Annotated in this window: 7 protein-coding genes, 4 pseudogenes and 1 other annotated feature; of the genes and pseudogenes, 6 read left to right on the top strand and 5 right to left on the bottom strand. The window is 38.5% G+C overall.

Annotated elements, in window-relative coordinates; translation table 11 throughout:
- Both F944_RS16935 and F944_RS02915 read right to left on the bottom strand, forming a co-directional pair.
- Window positions 1-151, bottom strand: a 151-nt coding sequence (locus F944_RS16935; RefSeq protein ID WP_004986520.1) for a hypothetical protein, incomplete at its 3' end; no start/stop codon positions are given.
- Between the two features lie 64 nt (window positions 152-215).
- Window positions 216-565: pseudogene (locus F944_RS02915) on the bottom strand (AAA domain-containing protein); the annotation flags it as partial.
- A gap of 1 nt (window position 566) precedes the next feature.
- On the opposite strand from F944_RS02915, the pseudogene F944_RS02910 reads away from it, so the two are divergent.
- From F944_RS02910 to F944_RS02890, 5 genes and pseudogenes are all read left to right on the top strand, one after another.
- Window positions 567-800, top strand: a pseudogene (locus F944_RS02910) (transposase); the annotation flags it as partial.
- A 183-nt stretch (window positions 801-983) separates the two neighbouring features.
- Complete coding sequence (locus F944_RS02905; RefSeq protein WP_004986506.1) at window positions 984-1625, top strand: SOS response-associated peptidase; 642 nt, start codon at window positions 984-986, stop codon at window positions 1623-1625.
- Window positions 1626-1736: 111 nt separating this feature from the next.
- On the top strand, window positions 1737-2363 hold the full coding sequence (locus tag F944_RS02900; RefSeq protein ID WP_004986501.1) for a LexA family protein: 627 nt from the start codon (window positions 1737-1739) through the stop codon (window positions 2361-2363).
- A gap of 14 nt (window positions 2364-2377) precedes the next feature.
- A complete protein-coding gene (locus F944_RS02895; RefSeq protein WP_004986500.1) occupies window positions 2378-3673 on the top strand; it encodes a Y-family DNA polymerase in 1296 nt (431 codons plus the stop codon).
- Window positions 3674-3677: 4 nt separating this feature from the next.
- Window positions 3678-3896: pseudogene (locus F944_RS02890) on the top strand (hypothetical protein).
- A 423-nt stretch (window positions 3897-4319) separates the two neighbouring features.
- Here the strand turns inward: F944_RS02890 and F944_RS02885 are convergent.
- Window positions 4320-5276 carry an IS5 family transposase gene (locus F944_RS02885; protein ID WP_010589064.1) on the bottom strand — a complete coding sequence of 319 codons (957 nt, stop codon included), beginning with the start codon at window positions 5274-5276 and terminating at the stop codon, window positions 4320-4322.
- A gap of 20 nt (window positions 5277-5296) precedes the next feature.
- Between F944_RS02885 and F944_RS16630 the strand changes: the two are divergent.
- Window positions 5297-6530 (top strand): annotated as a pseudogene (locus F944_RS16630) (IS3 family transposase).
- Window positions 5572-5688: a sequence feature (AL1L pseudoknot), on the top strand. (Overlaps the previous pseudogene by 117 nt.)
- 170 nt (window positions 6531-6700) lie before the next feature.
- Here the strand turns inward: F944_RS16630 and F944_RS02865 are convergent.
- Together F944_RS02865 and F944_RS02860 are read right to left on the bottom strand one after the other, a co-directional pair.
- On the bottom strand, window positions 6701-11743 hold the full coding sequence (locus F944_RS02865) for a tyrosine-type recombinase/integrase (protein ID WP_004986494.1): 5043 nt from the start codon (window positions 11741-11743) through the stop codon (window positions 6701-6703).
- Window positions 11740-12408 (bottom strand): hypothetical protein, encoded by a 669-nt coding sequence (locus F944_RS02860; RefSeq protein ID WP_004758937.1) that lies wholly within the window; start codon window positions 12406-12408, stop codon window positions 11740-11742. The genes F944_RS02865 and F944_RS02860 overlap by 4 nt, the downstream gene beginning before the upstream one ends.
- Between the last annotated feature and the right edge of the window lie 147 nt (window positions 12409-12555).

Below are 12555 nucleotides of genomic sequence, written 5' to 3'. Positions count from 1 at the left end.
AATACCAAACACGCAATGTTTCAGGAGTACAACCGATTTTAGGAGCAATAGCTGTGATTGCTGCCCAAGTAGAAGGATAATCTTTTTCAGATTCAATTAGTAATTGAACCGCTCTTTCTCTGATTTCAGGGGTATATTTTAATTTTGTCATCGGGATAGTCTCTCAGAATATTGACTCTCCGACAAACCCGGTACGGTTCAGTACTTTACAAATTCTTTTTAGTCTGCTGTTTGCTTTGATCAGCATAATTTAAATGCAGCTGACCACTACGAGCAAAAACCAAGAAATCTTTTAGATCCCTTACACCCTCACTATTGGTGCGTGCCAAATTAATTTCTTCTGGACTTAAGGCCGAGACAACATGTAATCCTTGACGAGCACTAGTAATTGCTACATTTAGACGGCGCTGACCACCTTGACGGTTAAGCGTACCAAAATTCATAGATAAGCGGCCATCACGGTCTTTTGCGTAAGTAATTGAGAAATCGATAATATCGCGTTCACCCCTTGCACATTCTCTAAATTTTTAACAAATAAATGCTCAATGCCTGCTTTACTCAATGTCGACCTACATTCACCATGGCAGAAAGGCACATGCGAAAATATGAATGGTTTAATTAGGCAATATTTACCTAAAGGGATTGATTTAAATCAGGTAGATCAGCATTATTTAAATCAAGTTGCCATGTCACTGAATACTCGTCCTAGAAAAGAGTTAGATTGGCTTACACCATTAGAGAAGTTTGCTCAAATTTTTGATTATCATAAGGCTTTTGAAACTGTCGCTCCTCATGTTTGAATCTGCCTGTTTGTGCATTTTCATTAGTTTTAGTACGTGAAGGACAAAAGTTCACGACTCTTGATTTGTTGCTTATAGTCTGTCTAATTGTATTTTCTTACCTATCATTCAAATATTGGTACATTCCGTTATGGAATTTTAAGGCAAATAATTCGAAATGTGACACTTAAAGGTATGATAATCATGTGCTCGAATTACCTATTTCCAAGTAAAAGAAATTTGATGCTTTTGGGTGTCGATACTAGCCAGTTCGATCTTGAGCTTAAGGATCATGTCTTTCCTTCTTATCACGCTCCAATCATCTTGAATGGCTCAGAACATTTGGAACTTGATATCGCAAAGTTTGGATTACTTCCGAGTTGGGCGAAAGAATTGAAATTTAGCAGCCACACTTATAATGCACGTACCGAGTCTGTAGCTGATAAGCCCAGCTTTCGACACTCATGGAAATACAGCAAGTTCTGCCTAGTCCCTGTGCAAGAGTTCTACGAACCCAAATACATCAATGGCAAGCCATACTGGTACACCATCAAGCGTAAAGATGATCAGCCTTTCACGGTTGCAGGGATCTATGATGATGCGGCGATTGATGGCAATAAGGTACGTTCCTTTTCAATGTTGACCATCAATTCGGATCATCACCCCTTCATGAAGCAATTCCATGCACCGATGGATGAAAAACGCTCCATCATCGTTATTCCACAGCAGTACAGAAAAGACTGGCTGACTGCAGATCATGAACACGCGCATGAATATTTTTTTCAACTGCCCGATGAATTCATCACTTTTCCACGCGATGAGCAGAAACAAAACGTCTTATTCTGACGCATCCTTGTTTATCCACAACTTTTTAAATTTGATTTTCAAACGTTGTTAGTAATATCCTATTTAGACAAATTCTACTTCCAAACACGTCTCGTAGCGTAGGAGTATCACATGTCTAAGAAGTTGCCTATCTACTTCTCTGACGACGCATGGTCATCTTTACAAGAGCTCATGGGTCCAGAGGGTAAGCCAAGCCCTACCATCAATACCGTGCTTGAACAAATCGCTGTTCAAAATGAACTGGTTGCGCAGTTAGGGCTTACTGCAGTTCTACCCAAATCTAAAGTATCCATTCCCGTCTCTTTAGAGCGCATCCCTGCAGGCCCAGCCTTCAGCACCAAGGATGAGCAAGACAAAGCGCTCGATCTGAATGAGTTCCTGATTCACAACCCGATTTCTACGTTCATTGCTTATGTAGACAGTGAATCCATGCTTGATGCTGGCCTAGAGATTAATGATCCAATCATTATTGATCGCAGTATTGAAGCCAAGCATTACGATATTGTTATTGCCCTGATTGATAACAATGCCTCGACAATTAAGCGGCTGATGATCACCAATAAGATGTCAAAGTCCGAAACCAAAGAGATATTTGGCGATGAAGATTATCCGCTTCCAGAACTTTGGTTGAAGGCTGAAAATCCTAACTACAATCACATCATCCCTGATGACAGTCAGACCATCTCAATCTGGGGTGTGGTGACTTTTAATTTAAAACGTATTTATCACCGCTCATAAAAAGAAGAATAACCATGAAAAGTGAAAATGAAATATTCGCGTTAGTCGACGTGAATAATTGCTACGTCTCGTGTGAACGTGTGTTTAATCCTGCCTTGAATGATCGCCCGACCATCGTGCTCAGCAACAATGATGGCTGTGCGGTGGCCAGAAGCCAAGAAGCGAAAGACCTCGGGATTAAAATGGGTGTTCCTGTATTTCAAATTCAGGATCTGATCAAGCAACATGACATTCAGGTGCTATCAAGTAATTTCTCCTTATATGGCGAAATGTCCAAGCGCTTTATGGAGCTGCTTGGGGACTATGTTGCACCAGGAGACCAAGAGGTCTATTCCATTGATGAATGTTTCCTAAAGCTCACAGCTTATGAGCATCTATTTGACCTGACTGAATATGCGCAAGATATGAGGGCTAAAGCTTGGCGTTGGTTAGGACTACCCTGCTGCATTGGAATCGGTCGCTCTAAAACTGAAGCCAAGATTGCCAATCATCTCGCCAAAAAGAACAAGTTCTTCAATGGGGTCTGTAATCTGGCCCATATGGACCCGTGCTCTACAGAGATGCTACTCGCACAAGTGAATGTATCCGAAGTTTGGGGCGTTGGCAGGCAGAACTGCAAGAAGCTCAATGCCATGGGTATTCAATCTGTTCTAGATCTGATCAATGCCAATCCTAAAGAAATCAAAAAGCAGTTCAGTATCGTGATGGAAAAGACGGTGCTTGAGCTACAAGGCCTTTCTTGTATTGACCTGAGTGATGATGCGGTAGCGAAGAAGCAAATCATCAGCAGTCGTTCATATGGGAACCCAGTCTATGAAATGGATGACATCAAAGCATCTGTCCGGCTTTATGTTGCTCGAGCCGTAAAGCGAATGCGGGAAGATGGCTCAATCTGCAAAATGATTGGGGTCTATATCCAAACCAGTCGCTTTGATAAGTCCGAGCGCTACTCGCCATATATCGTGGTTCAGATGCATGAGCATACAGACGACTTATTACTCATCACCAAGGCAGCAATGAAAGGTATCGATCAGATATTTAAGAAGGGTTTTAAGTATAAAAAGGCGGGAATCGTGCTGCTCGAAATTACGGATAAATCCAAATTTGTACCCGATCTATTCACGGACTATTCACATAGGCATGAACGCGAAAAACTTTCAGATGCCATCGAAGCCATCAGTGAACGGTTTGGGAAGAATCTCGTCACATTGGGAATTGCCAACAATCAAGAAGCCTCATGGCACATGAATCAAAACCTTAGATCACCATCGTATTTAACCAAATGGTCAGACTTACCAAGAGTGGGATAAAAACATGCACTTATTTAAATTAACTGATGAACAACTCGCACAGCTTCTTATCCCGAAACGTTTTGTACCACCTACTCCAGCTGAACATGAAGGCAAGAACATGGTTTATGTTTTTGATAGCTAGGATAAGTTTGAACTGACTTATGCTGAACTGGTGGAGATCATTAGCAAAGCGAGAATGGCTGGACCGAAGTTGATACCTGTTTTAGGTACTGTGAATTAGATTGAGCAGTGGCCGCACGCCACTTGAATCATTATTTGATTGGAAGCGGATTTGGGCTGAGAATAATTTAGCTCAAATTTAACTTAACAAGCCCATTAAAAAATGGGTAACTGTCAGATCGAGTTTGGACTACAACACTTTAGCTCATCGATTTACCAAAGCGCTAATCTTCACACTATTGTCTAAAATCCAGTAATCAAACTATGATGCTAAAGCTTTTAAATTCCCCTTATTATGAATCAAAGTCAGCATGATGCTTTTCATAAAGACAGTTTACTTATAACAAGGAAATTTCTAAACAATACCCCTTTCAACATACTTAGGCTATTTCAACCAGATTTCATTTTCTTGCATGATTTTTAACATTAAATGGCTTTGTTGCATAAAGATTTTAAAAATAGAGCTTTCCTAAGTTGCTCAAATTTAAGTGACAACTTGGGTATGAGGTCGGCCTAATTCTGTAAATTTATTTAAAATGGCTATACGGGCATGTACTTCGTTGACTTGGCTTTGAAAGTTCCTAGCACTGAGTTTATCGCCTAATAATTTAATGCAGTGCATCTTGGTTTCAACCAGACTTTGCTGATGATAGCCCGACCATTTTTTCCATAGTGTCCTGCCTAAACGTTTAACAGCGCGAAGTAATTCATTTCGCTCTAGCGAATGAGCTTTTTTATCTTTCCAAGGCTTGGCATTTTTTCTTGGTGGAATCACTGCGTGTGCTTGCCGATCTGCAATAACCTGACGACATTGCTTGGTGTCATAAGCTCCGTCTGTATAGACTGAATCAATCTGCTCATCCAACGGGATTTGATCCAGTAAATCACCAAGGACTTGTGAATCACTTACGTTATTGGTTGTAAGCTGAACAGCTCGTATTTGTAGGGTTTTAGCATCTATACCAATATGCAGTTTACGCCATTGCCGACGATATTCAGGCTGATGTTTCTTACGCTTCCATTCGTCTTCACCTAAAAATTTTAAACCCGTAGAGTCGACGAGTAGCTGTAACCCATCACGACTTTTCTGGTAGCTAATTCGAATATCAATATACTTTTGTCTTCTACAAAGCGTCGTGAAGTCTGGTGCTGTCCAATCTAATCCGCAAAGTTTAATTAAGCTTTGGACAAAGCCAGTGACCATGCGTAAAGTGAGTCTAAATAGAGATTTGATCATCAAACAGCATTGAATCGCTATGTCGGAGTAGGTTTGACTTCGACCTTGTTTGCCTTGTGGTTCTGCATACCATTGTGTTTTTGGATTGAACCAAATGGCAATATTCCCACGATTAATGAGAGCTCGGTTATATGCGGGCCAATTGGTTGTGCGGTAGATTTTGTGTGTAGGCTTTGAACCGTACCGGGTTTGTCGGAGAGTCAATATTCTGAGAGACTATCCCGATGACAAAATTAAAATATACCCCTGAAATCAGAGAAAGAGCGGTTCAATTACTAATTGAATCTGAAAAAGATTATCCTTCTACTTGGGCAGCAATCACAGCTATTGCTCCTAAAATCGGTTGTACTCCTGAAACATTGCGTGTTTGGTATTTAATGCATCTGGATCAACTAAATCCTGCCAAAGTACAACAGATATCTGACCAAGAAAAAATGAAGCAAATGGAACGTGAAATTAAAGAATTAAAACGTGCCAATGAAATTCTACGTAAAGCAGCCGCTTTTTTCGCCCAGGCGGAGCTCGACCGCCCACACAAATAATGGTGGATTTCATCCATAACAATAAAGACTTATATGGTGTTGATGCGATTTGTAGGATTTTACCGATCGCAGCTTCAACCTATTACCGAACTTTAGATCTCGCTGACAATCCAGAACATCGAGCGAAACGAGATCTACATGATGAGCATCATGCTGAACAAATTAAACGAATTTGGAAGGAAAGTTTAGGTCGATATGGTGTACGTAAAGTTTGGCAAAAATTGAAACGTGAAGGCTATGTTATTGCACGTTGTACAGTTGCTCGATTGATGCAGAAGCTAGATATACAAGGTGTTTGGCGTGGTAAGAACAAACAAACTACCCGCAACCGAGATGATCAAAAACGAGCAGATGATTTAGTGAAACGTAATTTTAGTGCTGATCGACCTGACCCTTGCGAAGCAGTGCTTCTCAGGTCAGTGACTTTACGTATATTCAAACTCATTCAGGCTGGGTCTATACCGCCTTTATTATTGATGTGTTCTCACGAGCAATTGTTGGATGGAAAGTATCTACACGGATGAATACAGATATGGTGCTCGATGCACTTGAGCAAGCATTGCACGATCGAGGCATGCCAAAGAATGTGATTCATCATTCCGACAGGGGTGTGCAATATCTTTCGATTCGCTATACCAATCGTTTAGAAGCAGCAAATTTACGAGCATCAGTCGGTACAACTGGTGATTCATACGATAATGCTTTGGCTGAAACGGTGAATGGCTTATACAAAACAGAGGTGATTGAATATTTAAAAGCAGATTGGCAAGGTTTAGCAGATGTACAACTTGCGACATTAAATTGGGTAGATTGGTTCAACAAAAAGCGTGTACACAGTGCACTGGGTTATGTATCGCCTTTTGAGTTTGAAGCAATGTACTATGATAAGATTAACCCGTTAGGTCAGGTGGCCTAACTTAAATAAAAAAGTCTCCGACAAACCCGGTACGGTTCACATAGCTGTCTTTAACAAATTCACAGAATCTAGCTGCACTTATACCCAAGTTGTCACTTGAATTTAGCTCAATTAGGGTAGCGCTGTCTTTTAAACCTTTCTGTAATAAAGCGTGCGTAAGTCATATTTAATTAGATTCTGATATCATCTCTAATCACCAAATATCGTGCACTCAACCACGTAAGTGCCCATCGCACGGCGCTTAATGTGGCTTGTTGAGACATAATTCTAAAATAATTATATTTATTATGTTTCATCATCATCGGAAAAAATTGATGTTCTGTAAGGATTGAAAGCATAGGTTCATCCTCTGCGGTAAAATGCATCAATGCTTTTGTTACATTACTTTCATACAACCATTTTTTTATTAACCAATTATAAGTTTCTGATTGGTTTTGTTCTAAATAATCAAATCGCTCTAAAATCTCTTGTGCAGAATTAAAATCTACAGCACTGAGTAATTCAGGCAAACGAGCTAACTTTCCTTGTGTCGATAATGGGTGTCTTCCTATATTTGAACCACGTTTACCTGACGGAATGTTTGCCATCGTAATCAAAGCTCTCTTCCAGGGCTCAATATCTAATCGTGGCTGCCCCTGCGCAGAAATAAGATACCGCTCAATATATTCAAACTTTTGAAATAATTCGTGTTTAATTAATTTTCCAGTCGAATTCCCTCTTTTTTTAGCATAGATGACCCACCTCTGACTTTGTCTTTTTTTGAGTACATATTTTTCAATGGTATCTCTCAACTCATATTTTAGATTACCATTTTGTTGATGAATCGCTTGGAAATGCCTGAATAAATTACTCCGACTCATGACTCGCTTAAAAAATGCAGTATGTAAATTGGGTTGCTGTTGTTGCATGCTATAGGCATAAGTAGCCAGAAATAAGATATGAACATAATGCTTTAATGTTGTCGATTCATGTAAATGTCCAAGCACTCGACTAATCGCCTTAATCCCTTGCCCAACCTGTCCTTCATTGCCTACTAGCGTATTAAATTGCTCATTCGATGGCATCCAAGTTTGTAGCCATGGCAGTTCTATTGTCAGCGCTTTAAAATCCACCACTGTTTGCAAACACTTTAAAGTATATGCACTTGCAAACGTATGTCTTAAATGATGTAAGCTGAGATCAACATCTCCAGTGACTTTCTTTAATATTTGAGATATTTGATTGAAAAAAGGCCTATGCTCACTGTCCTCATCAGACATTAATATCGAATATTTTTTATTCTTATAAATATCATCTAATCCCTTTTGAATCGTCTGACTTAATAAATTCATCGGAACAACACGTTCTGATCCAAGTGTTTTTAACTGATGCTCACCATAAGGACGAATTCGGAGCATATCCTCATCAATATCTAAGGGCCGTAAATGAAGTGTCTCTGAACGGCGTACACCCATCGCTGCAGATAAACGAAAATGACGCTGAATCTCTAGACGTAAAGCAGCATCACTCACCCCAGATTCTACAGATTGTAATATTTGAACGATCTGCTGCACTTCATTTTTTGCAAAAACTTTAGCACTTGCTTGATGCGCTGTACGATTGTGTAACTTTATACGATCATCATTTAACTGAATTAAAAAATCTCTAAAGCGATTCCACGCAGCGAGATGCTTGCGGTGTGGAAAATGCTCTTGCGTCAACTCCATCCATTTTTGAAATACATCTTCATCAATCTGGCTATCTTTTGTTAAGTCTTCTGAAAACCCCAATATACCTGCACTGACTATGGCCAAATGTAGATGAATTATATTTCGATTCTGTCGACTTAACTCTTCTGCATCACAGCGTAAAATCAACCATTGCACAAAGCACGTTAATAAATTGACTGAGTAGTGATTCGTTTTATTATTGGCAAGCTGTTTAAGCCAAATGCTTGATCTAGACTCACCTTTTAGTTGCTGAATCATCGCTAAAATATCAGACAAATTTAGTTGCTCATCGCCTATTTCTATTTCATTTTCTGGCTCAGTACTATCTAAACCTGTGGTTAATTTTTCATATTCGGATAAGCGTAATAATTCATTTATTGAAAGATCTTCAGTCAGGACTTGGCCTGCTATATAACCTGCAATTAACGGAGTGCTATTTAACATCACATTTTGCTGTAAAGCTTTCAACCATTGAGCCAACGATAGAGTTGACTTAAGCCCTATTTGTTTTAAATATGTATTAAAACACTTTTGCCAAGTCGTTCTTTGTTGATTTCTTGACTGTGCTAAAATCTCTTTTAATCGGGGCTGTAGATACTGTCGGTCTACTAAAATTAAAGTCGAGACATAAGGACTTAACAGTACTGTACGGCGTATCTTCGTCACAGATCTATCATTATTCACTGTCAGCTCAACGAGCCGACTATTCCCCATAGCGACTATATGTTGATCAGAAGCAATAAACTCCAACATCGCTTGTAAATGGCTCACTCTGCACAGTTGTGCATACATGGAGAGTACAACCAGCAAACGTCCTATTTCAATATCACAATTTTGATGTTCAGGTAAATGTTCTAAATCCTTCTGAATAAGATCAAGTAAGTTTTGTTCAATATAACACCATGTACTAAAACTATTTTCAGATGTCAGCCATGTACGATGAGCCTTTTGAGGAAGTTGAACGAATAAAGGAATTTTCGTTTTATCGCGAATATAAGCACAATATGCTTTGATCGCTTGTGGCAAATCAATGTTTGTATTTTTAGCTAAATGGGAAGCTAATACATGTCCAAGCTCGAAAGATACGTTTGGCTCAGGATTTTCCTCAAAAATCAACTGACAATAGGACTCATACTCTGAGTTTTCCAGCCATTCTTTTACATCATTTTCTGAATATTGTATTCTCGGCTTCGTCTCTGCTTGAACTGTTTTAATCTCTTTGGTTACAACAAATGTTGGAATATTCAGGTTTTTAAAAAAATCAAGACATTCGAAACCTAACTGTTTTTGCAGGTTTTCTTGTACATCAAGCCACTGTTGTTTAAATGTTGATACAGGAAATACTGATAACATATCCCATGGATAACGACCGCGTACCCAGTGCCCAAGTCCAGCATCCTTGAACCGTCCAGGTAACTGATTATTATCAGAGCGAACCAGCTTCCGTGCCCAATTTCTACCTAAACCTTCAATCTGATGAGGATCACAAAGTTGCAACGCATAAGATGATAAATCAACACGTGGTTCAACTTGATCCCCCAGCATTCTCATCAAACCACGTAAAACTTGAATCTGTTTGATAAATGCTGCCGTCAATGGCACATAACGATCGGTTGATTCATCTTGATGATGTTTATCTTGAATCAATGCCCAGCCTTGCTGACTTATCCACTTTGGAAAGGGTTGCTTAATCCCCCGTCCTGCAGTTGCAAGATTCATCCATAATTCTGTATACAACGTTAAGTTATCAAAGAGCGTCTGCCAATCTTTCTGTTCGGCAGCCTGATTTATTCTCTTCTTTATTCGTGTAATTTCATTTTGTATTTCAACAATCTTTATCCCAGTCGGGCTACCCACGCGTTCACTAGAAGAGTGCATATATTCAGGAATATCAATTTTTATCGTTCTTAAACAATCAGCCCATAACTGCTCAAGTTTCCTCTGTTCAAAAGATGCATAATGAATTAAGTTATCATAATTCCGACCGGATGCATTAGTCACTGCTTTAACGACAGCTAAATCACCTTGGCTATGCTCATATAACAACCGTGGAAGAAGATCTTTAATGCTTTTGAGGCTGATTTCTAACTCTTTCGGCACACTGTTAATAAGTCTTCTAACTTCGCGTTCAACTGCCGGTTGACGGGTTTTAATCGCAAGATTTTTGACTTGATTCACCAAATCATTGAGCTCACTTGGTAAAACCAAATGTAATTTCTTGGTCCATGGCACATGAAATTTAGACTCTTCTGGCTTTGTTTTGAGTGTCGGTGTGCCTGCTAAAACGCTCAATACGTATGCAGATAAAGTATGATCATACTGAATAGCAATATTATTCTGATCAGTATTTTGACTAAAACACGGCGCTGTTAATTCAGTAACCGAACGTCCAGTGAGTAAACTCAATATCAAAGCTAATTTTGCGCGTAAAATTAAGCTGGTATCAGCCTTAGATGGTTGACAGAGCCTAAACACATCTTGAATCGAATTTAATGACAATCGCCATTTGGTCCAAACTAAACCAGCATTTGTAGCTTCAACATGCTGAAAAATAGACTTAGATGCATAAAGCCCTCGAATTAAATCGGATTGTTCGGCCAAAAAAAATGTAAACAATGGCTCCAATGGTGTTTCATCTTCTTCAATCTCATCATCCTCAAATACTTCAGAGACTAGACCACGATGAATTTCATCTACATCCTCTAAAGGTTGGATAGCAATACTTAATGAGCCGTATCGTTGCAAGATCAGTTTTTGATGCTTTAACCCTATACGGTGTAAAAACTCTCGACGTTTTTTCTTATTTTTTAGTCGATTCTTTTGCCAAATTTGTGATAAAAAGAGCTTTAATGCATAAAAAACTTCATTTAATCGTTTGTCTTCAGAACCAGCGGACATCAAATGAATCAGTTGTTTCGGTCCGTTTTTAGTCAGTAATTTTTCGACTTGTTCTAAAATATCCTCATTACTTGGATCACCCAATAGCCTGATCGCTAAAAAGGCGTTATACACACGAGATCCTTTTTGATCTTTCAGCTTTATGCTTCCATCACCCTTTAAATAATGACTATAAAGCTTTAGAGTATGTACATTTTTTTGAAAGTGAAATATTTGCTCTAAAAACCAAATAATTACAGTATCAAAACGCTCATTATTTCGACTTAGTCCTGCTTGAATCAATAGCAAATCACAAATTCCACTGTCTCCAGTGTATGGACGTAATGGCGTGAGTTTATGTTTGTTTCTATCTGTTGTTTCTGAGAAAAAATGTGAATGTTGATCAGAATTCTGTAATGTACTAATTATCTTTAAAGTATTAAGCTCATTACGAAATATTGGTAATTCATGATCACCAATCAATGTGAAAATTCGCTGACAAATGACAACAATACCAGCTAAGCTATAATGTGCACGCAACAAAAATAATGCTTGGATAAGTTCTTGTTCTTCTATATTTTCATGCTGCTTCATCCATTCTATGAGCTGCTTAAAATAAATATTCATAAACTGCTCCTAAGACGATAGATCCATGCTTTCTTAAAGTCTGTTAAAGCTAAAGCAATTTCTGCGGTTGGTGCCACACAAACAATTTGCTGCTGATGTTTTTGATAAAGTTCCTCCAGTCGAGGTAAAAATACAAAAAAGTCAGCTATGTGAAAATAGGGTTGCACAGACTTGCCAAGCTCTTTTACTTTAATTTTTTCTAATGGCAAAAGCTTCTGGGCGATATAACCTGCTAAAATATTTTCGATTAAAAAAGTACCACTCACCACCGGTGGTGCCCAATCTACCAATTTTTGAACAAAGGAAATCGGTAGTTTTTTTAAAAAATGCTGTGTATGAAAAAATAAAGGCATTTCTTCTAGATCTAAATGCTTTAGTCGAAGTTCTTTTGCAACCACCATCTTATTCTGTGCTTTATCCACTTTAGCCCAGTGCCTTCTTTTCACACTGTTCTTTAGAGTTTTTACATTAAATAAATCCCGATCGACAGCAAGCAGCAACTTACGATATATCGCGAGCAGTAGTAATGCTTGATTCTTAATTTCTTCTGAAAACCTGCTCTTTTCCCCATTAAGTAACATCATTTTCAAAACTAAAACAGGGCATGGTTTTTTAAACCTGCCTTCAGATATTGTTAATGCATCAATGAGCAATGGTGTCATCATTTTTTCTGCAAGTTAAGTTATTTTTAGCGTTGAAATAATAGACTAACATAGTCCCAAAATAAATAAAATTAAATCAAACAAATTTAAGATTTAATAAGAAAATAATTGATTTATATAATTTATTTACTAACTTTATTTTTATATCAA

Source organism: Acinetobacter ursingii DSM 16037 = CIP 107286 (genome assembly GCF_000368825.1).
Lineage (GTDB): Bacteria > Pseudomonadota > Gammaproteobacteria > Pseudomonadales > Moraxellaceae > Acinetobacter > Acinetobacter ursingii.
This window is presented reverse-complemented; position numbering and strand designations above follow the sequence as displayed.

What these genes read in the sequence shown, in the direction of transcription:
- F944_RS02905 (WP_004986506.1), top strand. Translation starts at nt 984, where the DNA reads ATGTGCTCGAATTACCTATTTCCAAGTAAAAGAAATTTGATGCTTTTG.
- F944_RS02900 (WP_004986501.1), top strand. Translation starts at nt 1,737, where the DNA reads ATGTCTAAGAAGTTGCCTATCTACTTCTCTGACGACGCATGGTCATCT.
- F944_RS02895 (WP_004986500.1), top strand. Translation starts at nt 2,378, where the DNA reads ATGAAAAGTGAAAATGAAATATTCGCGTTAGTCGACGTGAATAATTGC.
- F944_RS02865 (WP_004986494.1), bottom strand. Translation starts at nt 11,743, where the DNA reads ATGAATATTTATTTTAAGCAGCTCATAGAATGGATGAAGCAGCATGAA.
- F944_RS02860 (WP_004758937.1), bottom strand. Translation starts at nt 12,408, where the DNA reads ATGATGACACCATTGCTCATTGATGCATTAACAATATCTGAAGGCAGG.